The 19,587-nt window shown below is 71.2% G+C and carries 16 protein-coding genes; 6 read left to right on the top strand and 10 right to left on the bottom strand.

Translation table 11 applies throughout. From position 1 onward, the window contains the following. Window positions 1–70 precede the first annotated feature (70 nt). From AB0F18_RS00435 to AB0F18_RS00420, 4 genes are read right to left on the bottom strand one after another with little or no spacing between them, the layout of a single operon-like run. The gene (locus AB0F18_RS00435) at window positions 71–790 is read right to left on the bottom strand and encodes an ABC transporter permease (protein WP_362052870.1); all 720 of its coding nucleotides are present in this window, start codon (window positions 788–790) and stop codon (window positions 71–73) included. 15 nt (window positions 791–805) lie between these two features. After that, entirely contained in the window at window positions 806–1,717 is a 912-nt protein-coding gene (locus AB0F18_RS00430) for an ABC transporter ATP-binding protein (protein ID WP_362052867.1), read from the bottom strand. Next, entirely contained in the window at window positions 1,714–2,601 is an 888-nt protein-coding gene (locus AB0F18_RS00425) for an ABC transporter permease subunit (protein WP_362052865.1), read from the bottom strand. Before AB0F18_RS00425 ends, AB0F18_RS00430 begins: the two co-directional genes overlap by 4 nt. Continuing rightward, complete coding sequence (locus AB0F18_RS00420; RefSeq protein ID WP_362052862.1) at window positions 2,591–3,586, bottom strand: ABC transporter ATP-binding protein; 996 nt, start codon at window positions 3,584–3,586, stop codon at window positions 2,591–2,593. The genes AB0F18_RS00425 and AB0F18_RS00420 overlap by 11 nt, the downstream gene beginning before the upstream one ends. A gap of 217 nt (window positions 3,587–3,803) precedes the next feature. On the opposite strand from AB0F18_RS00420, the gene AB0F18_RS00415 reads away from it, so the two are divergent. From AB0F18_RS00415 to AB0F18_RS00405, 3 genes are all read left to right on the top strand, one after another. Further along, complete coding sequence (locus AB0F18_RS00415) at window positions 3,804–4,679, top strand: M24 family metallopeptidase (RefSeq protein WP_362052859.1); 876 nt, start codon at window positions 3,804–3,806, stop codon at window positions 4,677–4,679. 5 nt (window positions 4,680–4,684) lie between these two features. Then, window positions 4,685–6,460 (top strand): SDR family oxidoreductase, encoded by a 1,776-nt coding sequence (locus AB0F18_RS00410; protein ID WP_362053129.1) that lies wholly within the window; start codon window positions 4,685–4,687, stop codon window positions 6,458–6,460. 207 nt (window positions 6,461–6,667) lie between these two features. Further along, window positions 6,668–7,582 carry a MerR family transcriptional regulator gene (locus AB0F18_RS00405; RefSeq protein WP_362052856.1) on the top strand — a complete coding sequence of 305 codons (915 nt, stop codon included), beginning with the start codon at window positions 6,668–6,670 and terminating at the stop codon, window positions 7,580–7,582. Between the two features lie 104 nt (window positions 7,583–7,686). Here the strand turns inward: AB0F18_RS00405 and AB0F18_RS00400 are convergent, their stop codons facing one another. Next, window positions 7,687–8,472 (bottom strand): aquaporin, encoded by a 786-nt coding sequence (locus tag AB0F18_RS00400; protein WP_362052853.1) that lies wholly within the window; start codon window positions 8,470–8,472, stop codon window positions 7,687–7,689. 132 nt (window positions 8,473–8,604) lie between these two features. Here AB0F18_RS00400 and AB0F18_RS00395 point away from each other — a divergent pair, with 132 nt between their 5' ends. Then, window positions 8,605–9,144 carry an RNA 2'-phosphotransferase gene (locus AB0F18_RS00395; protein ID WP_362052850.1) on the top strand — a complete coding sequence of 180 codons (540 nt, stop codon included), beginning with the start codon at window positions 8,605–8,607 and terminating at the stop codon, window positions 9,142–9,144. A gap of 42 nt (window positions 9,145–9,186) precedes the next feature. On the opposite strand, the gene AB0F18_RS00390 is transcribed toward AB0F18_RS00395, so the two are convergent. Continuing rightward, on the bottom strand, window positions 9,187–10,089 hold the full coding sequence (locus AB0F18_RS00390) for an LLM class flavin-dependent oxidoreductase (RefSeq protein ID WP_362052847.1): 903 nt from the start codon (window positions 10,087–10,089) through the stop codon (window positions 9,187–9,189). Between the two features lie 104 nt (window positions 10,090–10,193). Here AB0F18_RS00390 and AB0F18_RS00385 point away from each other — a divergent pair, with 104 nt between their 5' ends. Further along, window positions 10,194–11,084: a Cof-type HAD-IIB family hydrolase gene (locus AB0F18_RS00385; protein ID WP_362052844.1), complete on the top strand. Its 891-nt coding sequence runs from the start codon at window positions 10,194–10,196 to the stop codon at window positions 11,082–11,084. A gap of 33 nt (window positions 11,085–11,117) precedes the next feature. On the opposite strand, the gene AB0F18_RS00380 is transcribed toward AB0F18_RS00385, so the two are convergent. Genes AB0F18_RS00380 through AB0F18_RS00365 form a run of 4 tightly spaced genes read right to left on the bottom strand, consistent with a single transcriptional unit; the run spans window position 11,118 to window position 19,003 of the window. Then, complete coding sequence (locus AB0F18_RS00380; protein WP_362052841.1) at window positions 11,118–12,854, bottom strand: GAF domain-containing protein; 1,737 nt, start codon at window positions 12,852–12,854, stop codon at window positions 11,118–11,120. Window positions 12,855–12,891: 37 nt separating this feature from the next. Then, the gene (cydD, locus tag AB0F18_RS00375) at window positions 12,892–16,431 is read right to left on the bottom strand and encodes a thiol reductant ABC exporter subunit CydD (protein WP_362052838.1); all 3,540 of its coding nucleotides are present in this window, start codon (window positions 16,429–16,431) and stop codon (window positions 12,892–12,894) included. Between the two features lie 46 nt (window positions 16,432–16,477). Then, window positions 16,478–17,479: a cytochrome d ubiquinol oxidase subunit II gene (gene cydB, locus AB0F18_RS00370; protein WP_362052835.1), complete on the bottom strand. Its 1,002-nt coding sequence runs from the start codon at window positions 17,477–17,479 to the stop codon at window positions 16,478–16,480. Between the two features lie 18 nt (window positions 17,480–17,497). Next, complete coding sequence (locus tag AB0F18_RS00365) at window positions 17,498–19,003, bottom strand: cytochrome ubiquinol oxidase subunit I (RefSeq protein ID WP_362052832.1); 1,506 nt, start codon at window positions 19,001–19,003, stop codon at window positions 17,498–17,500. Window positions 19,004–19,217: 214 nt separating this feature from the next. Between AB0F18_RS00365 and AB0F18_RS00360 the strand changes: the two genes are divergently transcribed. After that, on the top strand, window positions 19,218–19,586 hold the full coding sequence (locus tag AB0F18_RS00360; RefSeq protein ID WP_362052829.1) for a cyclophilin-like fold protein: 369 nt from the start codon (window positions 19,218–19,220) through the stop codon (window positions 19,584–19,586). Window position 19,587: the final 1 nt, after the last annotated feature.

The following is a 19,587-nucleotide window of genomic DNA, read 5'->3' as shown; positions in this document are numbered from 1 at the left end:
CCGTACGGCCGTGCCCCGCCTGGCCGGTGGGCCGGGCGGGGCACGGTGTGCGGAGCCGTGGGCGGTGAGTCTATTCCTCGCCGGCCAGGGTGAGGCGGCGCAGCTTCTGGCCCGCGTAGGCGGTGGCTCCGACGGTGACCGCGAGGAGCAGGAGCGCGGCGGTGGTCAGGCCCACGCTGGAGTCGACGTATCCCGGTCCGGCGACCTCCTCGGCCAGGGCCAGGGCCCACTGCTGGACGCTGAGGGTCTTGGCGCCGGAGACGAGGCTGCCGAAGAGGGACTCCCAGATCAGGGCGTAGACCAGGCCGAAGACGACCGCGTGCCGGCTGACGGTGCCCAGCAGCAGGAAGAGCGCGCTGTAGGCGATCGAGGCGACGAGGGCGGCGACGGTGTAGGCGACGGCGATCTGCTGTCCGTTGCCGTTGAGGATGAAGCCGGCGATCAGGGTGGGGATGGCGGAGAAGGCCATGGTGACGGCGATTGCGACGATCAGCTTGGTCATGATGATCGTCGGGCGCTTCACCGGCTTGGAGAGCAGGTAGACGATCGAGCCGTCGTCGATCTCGGGCCCGATCGCTCCGGTGCCGGCGATGACGCCGATCAGCGGAACCATGGTGGCGAGCGCGAACCCGCCGAGCAGGTCGGCGGCGACCTTGTCGTCCACCCCGGTGAGGAAGCGGACGGCGAGGGAGATGACGATCAGCAGGGCGGGCAGCGCGAAGAGGATCGCGGCGCGGCGACGGCCGAGGAGGGCCCGGTAGGTGAGCCGGGCGACGGTGGGGTTGTACATGGTTGCCAGCTCCTTTCAGGCCGCGACGAGGTAGGAGAAGACCGATTCGAGGGACTCGTCGGAGGGCGAGACCGTCAGCAGCCGGATGCCGTGCGCGCGGGCGACGCGGGGCAGCAGCTCGGTGAAGCGCCCGAAGTCCACGGCCTGGATGCGCAGGGCGCCTTCCTGGAGGTCGACCTCGATGCCGGCGGTCGACGGGTCGGCGATCAGGGCCGCGGCGAGGGCCCGGTCGTCGGAGGAGCGGACGAGGTAGCGGTGCGGGCGGTCCGTCATCAGGCGGCGGATCTTACGGAAGTCACCGGACGCGGCGTGCCGGCCGGCGACGACCACCTCGATGTGGGAAGCGAGCTGCTCGACCTCCTCCAGGATGTGGGAGGAGAACAGGACGGTGCGGCCCTCGTCGCCCATCCGCCGCAGCAGGTCCATGAGCTGCATGCGCTGGCGCGGATCCATACCGTTGAAGGGCTCGTCCAGCAGCAGCACCGACGGCTCGTGGACGAGCGCGGAGGCCATCTTCACGCGCTGGCGCATGCCCTTGGAGTACGTGGAGATCTTGCGGTCCTGGGCGTACTCCATCTCGACGGTCGCCAGCGCCCGCTGGGCCGCCGCGTCGTCGAGCCCGTGCAGTTCGGCGTTGGCGACGACGAACTCCCGGCCGGTGAGGAAGTCGTACATGGCCTCGCGCTCGGGGACCACGCCGATCTGCCGGTAGACCTGCTCGTTGCGCCAGATCGGCGCGCCGTCGAGGGTGACGGTGCCCGTGGAGGGAGCGAGGAAGCCGCCCATCATGTTGATGAGGGTGGACTTGCCCGCGCCGTTGGGGCCGAGGAGTCCGGTGACGCCGGGGCCGATGCGCATGGTCACGTCGTTGACGGCGACGACGTTCCCGAACCAGCGAGAGGCGTGGTCGATGTCGATGATTGTCACAGCCCGGCCTTCCGGTAGCGGGCCATCAGCGCGGCGTAGGAGCCGGCGATGAGGCCGAGGATGACGAGCAGGTAGACGGTGCCGGTGCCGGCCGAGAGGCTCCCGCCGCCAGGGAAGTTGGAGGTCGCACCGAGGAACGCGGTCTGCACGCCGTCGATCAGGGTGATCGGGGAGAAGAGGCCCAGCCACTCGATGGCTCCGGTGTTCCCGGTCCCGTAGGCGACGGCCTGCACGGCGGAGACGGCGCCGTAGGGGATGAGCATCATGGCGATGACCGCGGCCACGCCGAACCCGCGGCGCGGGGTGAGCGCGGCCATGACCAGCCCGAGGCCGGCGAAGAGCAGCGACAGCAGAAGGACCGACACGATGCCCTGCCCGAATCCCTTGGTCTGGTGACCGAAGTCGAACTTCGCCAGCAGCGAGCCGATCCACATGATCAGCAGCGGGGTGGCGGTGAGGATGAAGAGGGCCGAGGCCATGGCGGCGAACTTGGCCACGACGTAGTCGACCCGCTCGATCGGCCGCGAGAAGTACAGGGGCACCGTCTTGAAGCGCAGGTCCCGCGAGACCGACTGGGGTGCCTGGGAGGCCAGGTAGAGGCCGATGACCAGCTGGGTGAGCAGGGCGTAGTTCGTGTACTTGACCGGCAAGTCGCTGGAGCCGGGCACGGCGATGGCCACGGCGACGATGATCAGCGCGGGGACGCACATCACCGCGAAGAGGATCATCGGCAGGACCTTGGACTTGGCCGAGCGGCCGAGCCCGTACGCGCCGCGCAGCGACTGCGAGAACAGCGAGGTGCGGGCGTAGGAGCGGCCGAGCCGGGGGCCGTCGTAGGACCGGTAGCCGATGTTGTGGATCTGGGTCGAGGTCTCAGGCGCCATCGGTACCGGCTCCCTTCTGCTGGATCTGGATCCGCTGCGCGGACTGGTCGCTCTCGCGGAAGACCTCCGCGATGTGGTGGCGGCGCTGCTCCATGCGGACCAGGCCGATGCCGAGGTCGGCGACGGTGTCGCGGATGGTGTCGTACGTGTCCTCCCCCGTCGCCTCGACGAGGAGGATGTGGCCGGCTCCGGGCAGGCCCTGCTCCTCGCCCTCGTGGAGGGTGATCCCCACCGCGGTGAGCGCCTTGCGCAGGGCGGCCGTTCCGTCCGGGTGCGCGTCGGAGTCGGTGACCTCGACCGCCAGGGTGGTCGTGGTCTGGGTGAAGTCGCTGGTCGAGCTGGAGCGCAGCAGCTTGCCGCCGTCGATGACGACGACGTGGTCGCAGGTCCGCTCCAGCTCGCCGAGGAGGTGGGAGGTGACCAGGACCGAGATGCCGAAGTCGGTGTGGACGCGGCGGATCAGGCCGAGCATCTCGTCGCGGCCCACCGGGTCGAGGCCGTTGGTCGGCTCGTCGAGGAGGACCAGCTGCGGGTCGTGGACGAGCGCCTGGGCCAGCTTGACGCGCTGCTTCATGCCGGTGGAGTAGCCGCCGATGGGGCGGTAGCGCTCCTCGTACAGTCCGACGTGGCGCAGCGTGTCGGCGGTCCGCTCGCGGGCGGCCGTCGGGGGCAGTCCGGACATGCGCGCCATGTGGACGACGAACTCGGTGGCCGAGACGTCGGGCGGCAGGCAGTCGTGCTCGGGCATGTAGCCGACGCGCTCGCGGATGGCACTGCCGTGCGTGGCGACGTCCAGTCCGAGCACGGCGGCGCGCCCCTCGGTGGCGGGGGACAACCCGAGCAGGATCTTGATCAGCGTGGACTTGCCGGCTCCGTTGGCGCCCACGAGCCCGGTCACTCCGGGGCCGATGTCCATGGAGAGCCGGTCGAGGGCGGTCACTCGGGGGTACCGCTTGCTCAGGCTTTCGGTCGCGATGACAGTCACGGGTTCGACGTTAGTCCCGCGGTCCAGGCGGATCGTCAGACCTGGAGCGGGATCCCGTATCCGCCTTGAGGACTACGGACCCCGACGGAAGGCTGACGCCGGGTGGGGCGCGAGTTGTCCACAGGTCCGTGCACGACCCTTGACGTGGCCTACGGTCATTGTCACATTCATCAGTGTCAACTTTCGGCGCGTACGGCTAACAGGACGGACGGCTGGCATGGCTGGGGACACGGGCACCAGGGAACGCACCGCGCACGGCTCCGCGCGGCTCACCGCCGAACTGCGCGGCTTCAGGGAGGTCCAGCGCCTCGCCTACGAGTGCGCCGAGACCGTGGCGGCACAGCTGCGCCCTGGTGTGACCGAGCGCGAGGCGGCCCGGATGCAGCGCGAGTGGCTGCGCGAGCGCGGGGTGCGGGACTGGTTCCACCTGCCCTTCGCCTGGTTCGGGGACCGCACCGCCTTCGCGAACTTCAAGATCCCGCTCCAGTTCTTCCCGACCAACCGGAAGCTTGAGCCGGGGATGCCGTTCATCCTCGACATGGCGCCCGTCTACCGGGGGTACGCGGCAGACATCGGCTACTCCGGCAGCCTCGGCCTCAATCCGGTGCAGGACCGGCTGATGTCCGACCTGCGGCCGCACCGCGCGCTGATCCTGGAGCAGGTGCGCGAGCGCCGCCCGCTGCGCGAGATCTACGAGAACGTCGAGCGGCTGATGACCCGCCAGGGGTACGCCAACCGGCACCGGGCCTACCCCTTCGGCGTCATCGCCCACAAGATAGACCGGGTCCGCGAGCGCCGCTGGTCCCCGACCGTGTTCGGGTTCGGCGTCCAGTCCCTCAAGGGCCTGGCCTCCGACGCCCTGCACGGTCACCGCGAGGGCTGGTCCCCGCTGTGGAGCCCGTACCACTTCTCCGACCACCCGCCGCAGCCCGGCCTGTGGGCGGTGGAGCCGCACCTGGGCTTCCGGGGCACGGGTGCGAAGTTCGAGGAGATCCTGGTCGTCACCGACTCCCGGGATCCCGAGGAGAGCGCGTTCTGGCTGGACGACGACCTGCCGCACGTGCGGCGCTGGACCGAGGAGAAGGCGGCATGAGCGGGATGAGCGGTACGGCACCGGCGGGCGCGCGCGAACGTTGGGTGAGTACGGGCGGGATCGAGCTGTGCGTCGTCGAACTCGGTGAGCCGGACCGGCCCACCGTGCTGCTGGTGCACGGCTATCCGGACAGCAAGGAGGTCTGGTCGGAGGTCGCCGAGCGGCTCGCGGCCCGGTTCCACGTGGTGCTGTACGACGTGCGCGGCCACGGCCGGTCCTCGGCTCCGGTCCCGCTGCGCGGGGGCTTCACCCTGGAGAAGCTGACCGACGACTTCCTGGCCGTCGCGGACGCCGTCAGCCCGGACCGGCCCGTGCACCTCGTGGGCCACGACTGGGGTTCCGTCCAGGGCTGGGAGTTCGCGACGGTCGCCCGTACCGAGGGCCGGATCGCCTCCTTCACCTCCATGTCCGGTCCCTCCCTCGACCACTTCGGGCACTGGATCAAGAAGCGGATGACGCGGCCCACCCCGCGCCGGGCCGCCCAGCTGCTGAGCCAGGGCTCGAAGTCCTGGTACGTCGGTATGCTGCACACCCCGCTGCTGCCGGAGCTCGCCTGGCGCGGCCCGCTGGGCAAGCGCTGGCCGAAGATCCTCGCCCGCCTGGAGGACGTCCCCGCCGGCTCCGCCTATCCGACGGCCTCGCTGCCCTCGGACGCGGCACACGGCGCCTGGCTCTACCGCGACAACGTCCGGCCGCGCCTGCGCCGGCCGCGCGCCGACGCGTACGCGCACGTGCCGGTGCAGCTGATCACCCCGACCGGGGACGCCTTCCTCTCCGAGCGCCTCTACGACGACCTGGAGCACTGGGCCCCGGGCCTGGTCCGGCGCACCCTGCCCGCGAAGCACTGGATCCCCAGGACCCGTCCCGACCAGGTGGCGGCCTGGATCGGCGAGTTCGTCACCGCCCGGGAGGAGCCCACGGCGAAGGCCCCGGAGCAGAAGGCCCCCGGGAAGTACGCCGACCGGTTCGCCGGGCAGCTGGTGCTGGTCACCGGCGCCGCCAGCGGCATCGGACGGGCCACCGCCTTCGCGTTCGCCGAGGCGGGAGCCCGCGTCGTGGCCGTGGACCGGGACGCGGAGGGGGCGGCGCGCACCGCCGAGATGGCCCGGCTCGTCGGCGCCGCCGACGCCTGGGGGGAGTGCGTCGACGTCAGCGACGAGCAGGCGATGGAGAAGCTCGCGGCGAAGGTCGCAGCCGAGTACGGCATCGTCGACGTGCTGGTCAACAACGCCGGCATCGGGCTGTCGGGCTCCTTCCTGGAGACCTCGTCCGAGGACTGGAGGAAGGTCCTCGACGTGAACCTGTGGGGGGTCATCCACGGCTGCCGGATCTTCGGGAAGCAGATGGCCGAGCGCGGTCAGGGCGGACACATCGTCAACACCGCCTCCGCCGCCGCCTACCTCCCCTCCCGGACCCTGCCGGCGTACAGCACCTCCAAGGCCGCGGTACTGATGCTGAGCGAGTGCCTGCGCGCGGAGCTCGCCTCCAAGTCCATCGGGGTCTCGGCGATATGCCCGGGCATCGTGAACACCAACATCACCGCCACCTCCCGGTTCGCGGGGGTGGACGCGGCCGAGGAGAAGCGCCGCCAGGAGCGGTCCTCGCGGCTGTACGGGCTGCGCAACTTCCCGCCGGAGAAGGTCGCCGACGCGATCTTGCGGGCGGTGGTGGAGAACCGGGCCGTGGTGCCGGTGACCCCCGAGTCCAAGGGCGCCCTGTGGATGTCCCGGTTCATGCCGGGCACGCTGCGGCGGGTGGCGAGGCTGGAGCCCCGGCTGTGAGCCGGGCCGGCGGGGGACCGGGCGGTCCGGCTCCGGTTCCGCTGCGCACGGAGCCGGGCACGGACATACCCCGCTCCATCCGGCGGTCGTACCATCCCTCGCAGGAGGGCTCGCTGCTCAAGGCGGTCGAGTACCTGGCGGCGTCTCCTGCCGCCCGGGCCGCGGCGGGCGCGGTCGGCCGAGCCGCCATGTCGTAGGGAGCCGGGATTGTCCGATCAGGCGCAAGCCGAGTACCGGATCGAGGATCTGGCCCACCACAGCGGGGCGACCGTGCGCACGATCCGCGCGTACCAGGACCGTGGCCTGCTGCCGAAGCCGGAGCGACGGGGCCGGTCCAACGTGTACCGGCCCACGCATCTGGCGCGGCTGCGGCAGATCGCGGACCTGCTGGACCGCGGCTACACCCTGGCCTCCATCAAGGAGCTGCTGGAAGCCTGGGACGCGGGACGCGGACTGGGCGGCGTCCTCGGCCTGGTCGCGGAGGTCCACGGGCCGTGGACCGACGAGGAGGCCGACCGGATCAGCCGGGAGGACCTCAACGCGCGGTTCGGCGGTCTGCCCGACGACGACGCGGTGGACGAGGCCTGCGAGCTCGGGGTGCTGGAGCGCATCCCGGGCCGCCCGGACGAGTTCCTGGTGCCCTCCCCGCAGGAACTGGCGGTCGCGGCCGAGCTGTACGCGGCCGGGGTCCCCCTCGCGGCGATCACCGGTCATCTGCGGGAGCTGCGCGGGCAGGTGGAACACATCGCCTCGCGCTTCCTGGAGTTCACCACCGAGCACGTCTTCGCCCGCTACCTGGGGCACGTGCCGCCGACGGACTCGGACGCGGCGGAGGCGGCCACGATGGTGCGCAGGCTCCGGCCGCTGGCCCAGCAGACGGTCGACGCCGAACTGGCGCGGGCGATGCGGCTGTTCGCGACCCGGCACCTGCAGCGCCACCTGGGGGCCGCGGGCGCGGCGCAGCCGGCGGGGCCCGCACCCGTGGCCCTGCCCGCCGAGACCGTCCGGGCGGTACAGGAGCTGGTGGGGCCCGCCCACGTGGCGGAGTTCGTCCGGGCCGCGACGGAGCGCGAGCTCCAGGCCCGGACGATGAACGAGCTGGCGAGCCGGGGCGGCCGATAGTGCTCGATCAGTAGTCCACAGGGCGAATCACACACTTGCCGCTGAAATCCGTCGAAACGGCTGTGGACAAGTCCGTTTTTCCTGTGGGGAACACGGGTGTGCGCTCAGACGACGGCCTCGAACGCAGCACCGGTACGGGGCATATCGGCCACCGGCACCTCCCGCTCCTCCGGGCTGCCCGACGCTGGCTCCGCTTCCGCGCCATGGAGCTCGCGTCCGTAGAGCAGCGTGGCCAGGGCGAGGCCGAGGACGCCGCCGATCAGCTGCGCCGCGACGAAGCCGGGCAGCGACTGCGGGGCGATGCCGGTGAACGAGTCGCTGAAGGCGCGGCCGATGGTGCCCGCCGGATTGGCGAAGGAACCCGAGGAGGTGAACCAGATCGCGGCGGCGATGTACGCGGCGACCGCGGCCGGTACGAGCCTCGGGCGGCCGATGCGGCCGAGGCCCTGGATGACCAGGACCAGTCCGGCGGTGGCGACGATCTCGCCGATCAGCAGGTGGCCGCCGCCGCGGACCTGCGTGGAGAAGGTTCCGGGCGTGCGGCCGAACATCGTCTCGGCCAGGACGGCGCCGCCGATGGCCCCGGCGGTCTGCGCCGCGGCGTAGGCGAAGGCCTCACGGGCGTCTAGTCCCTCGCCGCCGGCGCGGCGTGCCCACCATGCGGTGAGGGTGACGACGGGGTTGAGGTGGGCGCCGGACAGGGGCCCGAACAGGGTGATGATCAGACCGAGGCCGATGGCGGAGGCCAGCGAGTTGGCGACGAGGGCGACACCGGTGTCGTGGCTGAGGGCCTCGGCCTGGATGCCGGAGCCGATCACCACCACGAGCAGGCTCGCGGTGCCGATGAGCTCAGCAGCCGTGCGCCGGAGCAGTGAAGCCTTATTTGTCATAGTTTCTCCCTCTGAGTAGCCGTACAGCGGAAAATGTATTCCGTATCTTGGAATGGCGATAGAGGGAGCCCACCCGCTGCCGAGCGAGGAAATTGCCTGCCGGAGACCCGATCGAGGCGGCACGCTGGGCACATGGACGCGAAACGCACCGTGAAGGTGTCCAAATACGTCTCGAAACACCTGCGGCATCAACCGGAACGCATCGGACTGACGCTCGATCCGCAGGGCTGGGTGGAGATCGACGATCTACTGCACGCCGCTGCGGCCCACGGCTTTCCGTTCAGCCGGGCCGAGCTGGACCACGTGGTCGCGGCGAACGACAAACAGCGCTTCGCCGTCGACGGAACCCGTATCAGGGCCAACCAGGGCCACACCGTGGCGGTGGACCTGGGACTGCCGGAGGCCGAACCGCCCGCGTACCTCTACCACGGCACGGTCGCCACGGCCCTGGACGCGATCCGGGCCGAGGGCCTGCGGCCCATGGCCCGCCACCACGTGCACCTTTCACCCGACCGCGAGACGGCGACCCGCGTGGGGGCGCGCCGGGGCCGCCCGGTGGTGCTCGCGGTGGACGCCGGGGCGATGCGCGCGGCCGGGCACGTCTTCCTGCTCAGCACCAACGGCGTCTGGCTCACGAACGCAGTACCGCCGGAGTTCCTGCGCTTCCGCTAGCGGCGCGGGAACCCCGGCGGGGAGATCAAACGGAACCGGCTGTCAGGCACCCAGCTGGGAGAGGGCCTCGGTGGCGATCCGCTCGAAGACGGCCTCGTCGGCCGCGAAGTCGGAGTTCGGGATCGGGGCGTGGATGACCAGCTCGGTGAAGCCCAGCTCGCGGTGGCGGCCGGCGAAGTCGACGAACGCATCCACGGACTCCAGCATGGTGGCGCGCTCCGGGGTGAACCCGGTCAGCAACACCCGCTCGATGGACTCGGGCGCCCGCCCGATCTCCGCCAGGGCCTTCTCCAGCTTCTCGACCTGGCTGCGCAGCGCCTCCAGAGACTGCTCGGGCGTGCCCTCGGCGACCTTGGGGTCACCGGCGGTCACCCAGGCCTGGCCATGCCTCGCCGCGAGCTTCACACCCCGGGGGCCGGTAGCGGCGACCGCGAACGGCAGACGCGGGCCCTGCACGCATCCGGGGATGTTGCGGGCCTCTTCGGCGGAGTAGAAAGTGCCGTGGTGGGTCACCGCGCTCTCGGTCAGCAGCCGGTCCAGCAGCGGGACGAACTCGGCGAAGCGGTCCGCACGCTCACGCGGGCTCCACTCCTCCTGCCCCAGCGCGGTCGCGTCGAAGCCGTTGCCGCCCGCCCCGATACCGAGGGTGATCCGGCCGCCGGAGATGTCGTCCAGGGACATCAGGTCCTTGGCCAGGGTCACCGGGTGCCGGAAGTTCGGGGAGGTGACCAGCGTGCCCAGACGGAGCCGCTCGGTGACGGCGGCCGCGGCGGTCAGGGTGGGCACCGCACCGAACCAGGGGCCGTCGCGGAAGGTCCGCCAGGTCAGGTGGTCATAGGTGTACGCGGTGTGGAACCCGAGGCGCTCGGCCCGCTCCCACTGGTCGCGGCCGCCGTCGTGCCACGGACGGACCGGCAGGATCACGGTGCTCAAGCGAAGACTCATGGCACCGAGCGTACGGTGTGAGCCATGTTTCACGTGAAACCTGGCTGACCGCGTGGTTTCACGTAAAACGTGTCCGGGCGATCATGGTGAACGGGTGGGAACCCATGGGCGAAGATGGAGCGGTGACCTCGGCTCCTCAGCGCCCGGACGGGCCCTTCCCCGCACCCCGGCTCATCGCCACCGACCTCGACGGCACCCTGCTGCGCGACGACAAATCCGTCTCGCCGCGCACGGTCGCCGCACTCGCCGCCGCCGAGGAGGCCGGGATCGAGGTCTTCTTCGTCACCGGCCGCCCGGCCCGCTGGATGGACGTGGTCAGCGATCACGTTCACGGTCACGGCCTGGCGATCTGCGCGAACGGCGCCGCCGTCGTCGACCTGCACGCCGGCCGCGAATTCGTCGAGGTACGGGCTCTGCCCCGGGCCACGGCGCTCACCGTCGTCAACACCCTGCGCGCGGCCGTCCCCGGCACCTCCTTCGCGGTCGAGACGACCGCCGGCATCAACTACGAGCCCGCCTACCCGCCCTTCTTCCAGGACCCGGGGGCCACGGTCGCCACCGCCGAGAAGCTGCTGCGCGAGGAGTCGGACGAGAGTGCCGCACCGGTGCTGAAGCTGCTGGCACACCACGCCGAACTGGCCCCTGACGAGTTCCTCGCCCTGGCCCGCTCCGCCGCCGGCGCCTACGCCTCCATCACGCGCTCCAGCCCGACCGCCCTGCTGGAGATCAGCGAGCTCGGCGTCTCCAAGGCCAGCACCCTGGAGCTGTGCTGCGCCGAGCGCGGCATCTCCCCGGCCGAGGTGGTCGCCTTCGGCGACATGCCGAACGACGTGGAGATGCTCCGCTGGGCCGGGACCTCGTACGCGATGGGCAACGCCCATCCGGACGTGATCGCGGCGGCCTCCGGCCGCACGGTCGCCAACAACGAGGACGGGGTCGCCATCATCATCGAGCGCATCCTCGCCGAGCGCGCCGAGCGCGCCGCGCGCGCCTGACCGGACCGACCGGAGGGCCCCGCGAAGACAGGCCTAGAGCGGGGCCTCCCACACCAGGGCGGTCCCGCCTCCGTCCTCGCCGATACCGGGGCCGTACCAGCTGGAGCCGCCCAGGGACTCGGCCCTGCGGCGCAGGTTCCGCAGACCGCTGCGCCGCCCGCCCTCCGGGATGCCCACCCCGTCGTCGGCGACCTCCAGCCGTACCCCCGGCCGCCCGTCGGACAGACTGACGGTGGAGTCGACCACCACCTCGATCCGGGACGCGTCCGCGTGCCGGAACGCGTTCGACAGGGCCTCGCGCAGGGCGGCGATCAGGTTCTTGCCGACCAGCTCGCCGACGGCCGCGTCAACCGGTCCGATGAACCGGTGCGCGGGCTTGAAGCCCAGCGGGACGGCGGCCATGTTGATCTCCCGCAGGACGCGGGTGCGCAACCCCGACGGGGCCTCCGCCGGGCCCTGCTGGAGCGCGAAGATCGCGGTACGGATCTCCTGGATCGTCACGTCCAGCTCGTCCACGGCCTTCCCCACCCCGTCGCGGACCTCCGGGACGATGGAGCGGCGCTGCGCGCCCTCCAGCATCATCCCGGTGGCGAACAGCCGCTGGATGACCAGGTCGTGCAGATCACGGGCGATCCGGTCGCGGTCCTCGAACACCGCGAGCCGTTCCCGGTCACGCTGGGCCTCGGCCATCATCAGCGCGAGGGCTGCCTGCGAGGCGAACTGCGTGGCCAGGGTCCGCTCGGCCTCGGTGAAGGGCCTCTTGCCCCGGGCCCTCGGGGTGACGAGCGCGCCCAGCACCCGACCGCCACTGTGCAGCGGCAGCATCATGCAGGGCCCGTATTGGGTCGTGAGCCTGCTGATCATGCGGGGGTCGGCGGAGACGTCCTCCACGAAGACCGGCTCGCCCTGGAGGAGACGGACCACGACCGGGCTCTCCGCGGGCACCACCACACCGAGCGAGGTGGCCGGGTCGTCGGCGGAGACGGCGACGATCTCCATACCGCCCTCCTCCGCCGGCAGCATGACGATCCCGGCCGCCGAGTCGGCCAGATGGCGGGCCTGTTCGGCGACGACCGCGAGGGCGTCGTCCGCGTCCCCGCCAGAGAGCAGGGCGGTGGTGACGGCCACCGACCCGTCGATCCAGCGCTCCCGCTGGGTGGCGGCCTCGTACAGCCGGGCGTTGCCGATGGCGATGCCCGCCTCCGTGGCCAGCACGCGGACCATGTGGACGTCGTAGTCGTTGAACTCGCCGCCGCCGTTCTTCTCGGCGAGGTAGAGGTTCCCGAAGATCTCCCCCTGCACCCTGATGGGCACTCCGAGGAAGGTCTTCATCGGCGGGTGGTGCGGGGGGAAGCCCGCCGAGCGCGGATCCTTCGTCAGATCGGCGAGCCGCACCGTGTCGGGATGGGAGATCAGCGCACCGAGCAGACCTCTCTTGCCGTCGGGACGATGGCCGATCCTCGCCGCCTGCTCGGGGCCGAGTCCGAAGGTCACGAAGTCCGACAGTCCGGGGCCGTCCGTGTCGACGACCCCGATCGCCGCGTAGCGGGCGTCCGCGAGCTCGGCGGCCGTCTCACAGATGCGGTCGAGCGTGGAGTGCAGTTCGAGACCGGTCCCGACGGAGCGCATGGCCTCCAGCAGTTGCGGCACGCGGGCGGTCAGCTCGGTGGACAGTCCCTGCAGACTGCGGGTGGCCTGGGTGGCGGCCTCCATCGGGTCCTGTGCTTCCCTGGCGGGCTCCGGCGATTCCTGGGACTCCTGCACTGACATGCTCTTGAGCCTAGTTAGTCCTGTTTAGGAGGGAAAGTCAGCCCGTGGAGTCGGCCGGAATCGCACCTGCCCGCCGTTCCCGCTCCAGCAGGCTCCGCAGCGGGCCCTCGACGGCCGCCAGCTCCGCGTAGGCGCCCCGCTGCACGACCGCGCCCCGGTCCAGAACGACGACCTCGTCGACCGCCTCCAGCCCGGCGAGCCGGTGGGTGATCAGCACGGTGGCCCGGCCTTCGGTCGCCGCCAGCAGGTCCGCCGTCAGGGCGTCCGCGGTCGCGAGGTCCAGGTGCTCGGCTGGCTCGTCCAGGACGAGGACGGGGAAGTCCGCGAGCAGGGCCCGGGCCAGGGCGAGCCGCTGGCGCTGACCGCCCGAGAGCCGCTGCCCGTGCTCCCCGACCAGGGTGTCGAGCCCGTCCGGGAGACCGTCGGCCCACTCCAGCAGCCGCGCCGCGGCGAGCGCCTCCCGCAACTGCTCCTCGCTCGCACCGGTGCGGGCGAGTCGGAGGTTCTCGCGCACCGAGCTGTCGAAGAGGTGGGCGTCCTGGGCACACAGGCCCACGACACGGCGCACGTCGTCGCCGTCCAGGGTGCGTGCGTCCGTCCCGCCCAGGGTGTACGTGCCGTCGCGCGGATCCAGGAACCGCAGCAGGACCTGCGCCAGCGTGGTCTTGCCCGAACCGGAGGGCCCGATGACCGCGATGCGCCGGCCGGCCTCCAGGGTCAGGTCCAGGCCGTGGAGGGCGTCCCGCTCCTGGCCGCCGTGTCGGGCGGCGAGTCCCGCCAGCCGCAGCGGGAACGGAGAGGAGGGCAGTTCACAGGGCTCGGCCGGCTCCTCGACGGGCACGGGCGCGTCCAGGACCTCGTACACCCGCTCGGCGCTACGGCGTACCCGCTGCCGGTACTGGACCGCCAACGGAAGTCCGCTGACCGCCTCGAACGCGGCGAGCGGGGTCAGTACCACGACCGCCATGGCCACCCCGGACAGCCGTCCGTCCGCGACCGCGCCCGCACCGGCGAGCGCGGCGCCGACCACGGTGAGCCCGCAGACCAGGGCCGACAGCCCGCCGCCCAGTCCGGCGGCCGCGGCCCCCCGCGAGGCGATCCGCGTGAGCACCCCGTCGGCTTCCCGCGCCCGGCCCTTCCGGCCGGCGAGGGCGCCGGCGACGGTGAGTTCGGCGGTACCCGTCAGCAGATCGGCCGCCCGGGTGGCGAGCTCACCCCGGGCGGGCGCGAGCCGCCGCTCGGCGCTGCGCGCGCAGGCTCCGCTGACCAGCGGCACCCCGACCCCGGCCACGAGCAGCCCCACCGCGAGCGCCGCGCCCGCCCCGGGCAGCAGCCAGGCCGTGAAGGCCACCGATCCGGTACCGACGAGCACCGCGGTGCCCACCGGCAGCAGCCAGCGCAGCCAGTAGTCCTGGAGGGCGTCGGCGTCGGCCACGAGCCGGGACAGCAGGTCCCCGCGCCGCTGCTCGCGCAGTCCGGCAGGCGCGATCCGCTCCAGCCGCCGGTACACCGCCACCCGCAGGTCGGCGAGCATCCGCAGGACGGCGTCGTGCGACACCAGGCGCTCGGCGTAGCGGAAGACGGCCCGCCCCAGGCCGAAGGCCCGCGTCGCCGTGACGGCCACCATCAGGTACAGCACCGGCGGCTGTTCGGACGCCCGGGAGATCAGCCACCCGGACACGGCCATCAGCCCGACGCTGCACCCGACGGCCAGCGCCCCCAGCAGCAGCCCGAGCCGGAACCGGCCCTGCCAGGCCGAGGCCACGGCCCGGACCCGGCGCAGCGGATCGCCGCCGCCCGAGTCCGCGCCCTCACCGGCGGCCCGTTCCCGGGCGGCTCCGAGGATCCACTCCCCGGGGTCGGACATCCCCGCTGACGCGGACGGGGCGGGCGCGGCGGCCGGGACCGGGGCCGCGGCCCGCGCCGCGCCGTCCCCCGCGCCCTCGCCCACCGCCACCACCCGGTCGGCGACCGCCAGCAAGGCGGGCCGGTGCACCACGAGGAGCACGGTCCGCCCGACCGCGAGGCGTCGTACGGCCTCCACGACCTCAGCCTCGGTCTCCCCGTCCAGGGCCGCCGTCGGCTCGTCCAGCAGCAGCACCGGCCGGTCCGCGAGGAACGCCCGCGCCAGGGCCAGCCGCTGGCGCTGACCGGCAGAGAGGCCGGTCCCGCCCTCACCAAGCGGAGTCCGCGTCCCGCGCGGCAGGGCGGAGACGAACTCCCAGGCCCCGGCGTCCCGCAATGCCGCCTCCAGCGCCTCGTCCCCGGCCTCCGGACGGGCCAGGCGGACGTTCTCGGCGATGGTTCCGGCGAACAGGTGGGGACGCTGCGGCACCCAGGCGATCCGCTCCCGCCACTGTTCGAGGGAGAGATCGGCCAGGTCCGTACCGCTGATCCGTACCCGCCCGGCCGTCGGCGAGACGAACCCGAGCAGCACGTTCAGCAGGGTGGACTTGCCCGCCCCGCTGGGCCCGGTGAGGGCCACGCACTCGCCCGGCCCGACGGCGAGGGACACGGGGCCGGGGGAGGCGGCACCCCGCCCCTCGTAGCGGACCTCGACCGCGTCGAGTTCGATGAGCGGTCCGGCGGCGGGTACGGCGGCCCCGCCGCCCGCCGCGGGGGCCGGTGTCTCCAGGACCGCGAAGATCTCCTCCGCGGCGGCCAGCCCCTCGGCGGCCGCGTGGTACTGCGCCCCCACCTGGCGCAGTGGCAGGTAGGCCTCGGGCGCGAGGATGAGGATGACGAGCCCCGTGTACAGGTCCAGTTCCCCGTGCACGAGGCGCATGCCGATGGTCACCGCGACGAGCGCCACGGACAGGGTGGCGAGCAGTTCGAGGGCGAAGGAGGACAGGAAGGCGATGCGCAGCGTGCGCATCGTGGCCTGACGGTAGTCGTCGGTGATCTTGCGGATGGACTCGGCCTGCGCCTTGGCCCGTCCGAAGACCTTCAGCGTGGGGAGCCCCGCCACGACGTCGAGGAAGTGTCCCGACAGCCGGGACAGCAGCCGCCACTGGCGGTCCATCCGGCTCTGTGTGGCCATGCCGATGAGGATCATGAACAGCGGGATCAGCGGAAGGGTGACGACGATGATGGCCGCCGACACCCAGTCCTCGGTGACGATCCGGGCGAGGACCGCCACCGGCACCACCACCGCGAGTCCCAGCTGGGGCAGGTAGCGGGAGAAGTAGTCGTCGAGCGCGTCCACCCCCCGGGTGGCCAGCGACACGAGCGATCCGGTCCGCTGGCCGCCGAGCCAGCCGGGTCCCAGATCGGCGGCCCGGTCCAGCAGTCGGCCGCGCAGCTCCGACTTGACCGCCGCGCCGGCCCGGTGAGCGGCCAGTTCCGTGAGCCAGACGACCAGCGCACGCCCGAGCGCCACCGCCGCGAGCAGCAGCAGTGGCGTCCGGAGCGCGCCGGCGTCGAGGCCCTGCTCGAAGGCGCCGACCACGATCTCGGCGATCAGCATCGCCTGACCGACGACCAGCCCCGCCCCGGCGAGCCCGAGGGCCACCACCGCCCCCAGGAAGAGACGGGTGGAACGGGCGTACCGGAGCAGGCGCGGGTCGATCGGTTTCACGTGAAACATCCCCTCGGCAGGGTCGGACAGGGGTGACGCGCGCGGCTCAGTGCGCGTCGGCGATGTGCTGCGTACCGATCCGCTTGCGGAACACCCAGTACGTCCAGCCCTGGTAGAGCATCACGAGCGGAGCGGCCACACCGGCGCACCAGGTCATGATCTTCAGGGTGTACGGGGTGGACGAGGCGTTGGTGACCGTGAGGCTCCAGGCCTCGTTCAGCGAGGACGGCATGACGTTCGGGAACAGCGTCAGGAAGAGCATCGCGACTGCTGCCGCGATGGTGATCCCGGACAGGGCGAACGACCAGCCCTCACGGCCCGCCAGGTTGAAGGCGATGGCGGCGATCAGCGCGAGCACGGTGACGGCCATCGCGATCAGGCTCCGGCCGTCTCCGCGCGAGGCCTGGGTCCAGATGAGGAAGGCCAGGGCCAGCACGGCCGTCACCACGCCCAGCCGGGTCGCCAGCGTGCGCGAGCGGTCCCGGATGTCACCGACCGTCTTGAGCGAGGCGAACACCGCGCCGTGGAAGGTAAACAGGGTGAGGGTGACCAGCCCGCCGAGGAGCGAGTACACGTTGAGCAGGTCGAAGAGGCTTCCGACGTACTCCATGTTCTGGTCGATCTTCACTCCGCGCACGATGTTGGCGAAGGCCACGCCCCACAGGAAGGCGGGGATCAGCGAGGTCCAGAAGATGGCGTGTTCCCAGTTGGTCTGCCACCGGTCCTCGGACCGCTTGTGCCGGTACTCGAAGGCGACACCGCGGACGATGAGGCAGACCAGGATGAGCAGCAGCGGCAGGTAGAAGCCGGAGAAGAGGGTGGCGTACCACTCCGGGAAGGCGGCGAAGGTGGCACCGCCCGCGGTGAGCAGCCAGACCTCGTTGCCGTCCCAGACGGGACCGATCGTGTTGATCAGGACCCGCTTCTCGGCGCGGTCGCGCGCGAGGAGCTTGGTGAGTACGCCGATTCCGAAGTCGAAGCCCTCCAGGAAGAAGTAGCCGATCCACAGAACGGCGATGAGTACGAACCAGACGTCGTGCAGTTGCATGGTGTTCTCCCTCCTGTCTCAGTACGAGAAGGCCATGGGCCGGTCGGCGTTCCTGTCGTCCCCGCCGACCTTGGTGGGCGGGTTGAGGTCGGCCTCGGTCAGCTCGGGCGGGCCGGCCTTGACGTACTTCACGAGGAGCCTGACCTCGATCACGGCGAGGACGGCGTAGAGCAGCGTGAAGCCGATCATCGAGGTGAGCACCTCGCCCTGCGAGACGTTCGGCGAGACGGCGTCCCGGGTGCGCAGCACTCCGTAGACCACCCACGGCTGGCGGCCCATCTCGGTGAAGATCCAGCCCCAGGAGTTGGCGAGCAGCGGGAAGCACATGGTCCAGAGCGCGACGAGCCAGTAGAGCTGGGAGAACCTCGGGCTGAGCGCCTTCTTGAAGAGGACGAGATGGGGGACCTCGTCCTCTCCGGTGCGCAGCGCGGGCGGCAGCAGGAACCGCTTACGGGTCAGCCACAGCCCCAGCACGCCGATGCCGAGGGAGGCCATCCCGAAGCCGATCATCCAGCGGAAGCCCCAGTAGGCGACCGGGATGTTGGGGCGGTAGTCGCCGGGGCCGAACTTCTCCTGCTCGGCCTTGTTGACGTCGTTGATGCCCGGGACGAAGGAGTCGAAGTCGTTGTTGGCGAGGAAGGACAGCACGCCCGGGATCTCTATGGCCACCTTGTTGTGGCCCTTGTCGACGTCGCCGTAGGCGAAGACGGAGAAGGGCGCGGGGGCCTCGCCGTCCCAGAGGGCCTCGGCGGCGGCCATCTTCATCGGCTGCTGCTTGAACATCACCTTGCCGAGCATGTCTCCGCTGAGGGCGGTGCCCATGCCGGCGATGATCATGACGACCAGGCCGACCCGCAGCGAGCTGCGCATCACGGGGATGTGCTTCTTGCGCGCCAGGTGGAAGGCGGAGATGCCGACCATGAAGGCGCCGCCGACCAGGAAGGCGGCCGTGATGGTGTGGAAGAACTGGGTGAGCGCGGTGTCCTGGGTGAGGACGCGCCAGAAGTCGGTGAGCTCGGCCCGGCCCCGCTCCTCGTTCATGCGGTAGCCGACCGGGTGCTGCATCCAGGAGTTCGCCGCGAGGATGAAGTACGCGGACAGGACGGTGCCGAGGGAGACCATCCAGATGCAGGCCAGGTGGATCTTCTTCGGCAGCTTGTCCCAGCCGAAGATCCACAGCCCGATGAAGGTGGACTCGAAGAAGAAGGCGATCAGCGCTTCGAAGGCCAGTGGCGCCCCGAAGATGTCTCCCACGAATCGCGAGTAGTCGGACCAGTTCATGCCGAACTGGAACTCCTGGACGATGCCGGTGACGACACCCATCGCGATATTGATCAAGAAAAGCTTGCCCCAGAACTTCGTGGCTCTGAGGTATTTCTCCTTCTCGGTACGCACCCAGGCGGTCTGCAGGCCGGCGGTCAGCGCGGCGAGCGAGATCGTGAGTGGAACGAAGAGGAAGTGGTAGACGGTGGTGATGCCGAACTGCCAGCGCGCCAATGTCTCAGGCGCCAAAGCTAGGTCCACGTCGTCTGCTCCTTGTCGTCGCCGTGGTCACAGCGGGCAGTCTGCCTGGCGGGTTCCCCCCTATACCGGGAGGAAGCAGGACACGCTTGTGAACGCGTTCACATTCACAAGCATTATGTCCTACGAGCTCCGGCCGGAAACGGGCGGGGGGTCCCTCATGGACCCGCACCCCAGACCCCTAGCCAAGAAATTCAACAGATTGTTGAATATGGCCATGCAGATTCGAATCTCCTGGCCTGCGGGCCTGCTCACCGCAACCCTCGACGACACGCCGACCAGCAAGGCTCTGGCCGCGGCCCTGCCGATCTCCGCCTCGGCGAACACCTGGGGCGAGGAGGTCTACTTCGACACGGGCGTCTCCGTGGGGCTGGAACACGACGCCCGGCAGGTCGTGGAGCCCGGCACGGTCGCCTTCTGGACCGAGGGCGACGCGCTCGCGCTGCCCTACGGCCCCACGCCCATCTCGCGCGGAGGCGAGTGCCGCCTGGCGAGCCCCTGCAACGTGCTCGGCTCGTTCGACGGCGACCCCCGCCTCCTGGCCACCATCCGTGAAGGCGACCCCATCCGCGTGGAACTGGTCTGAC

It is taken from the genome of Streptomyces sp. NPDC029216 (assembly GCF_040648015.1).
Classification (GTDB): Bacteria; Actinomycetota; Actinomycetes; order Streptomycetales; family Streptomycetaceae; genus Streptomyces.
This window is presented reverse-complemented; position numbering and strand designations above follow the sequence as displayed.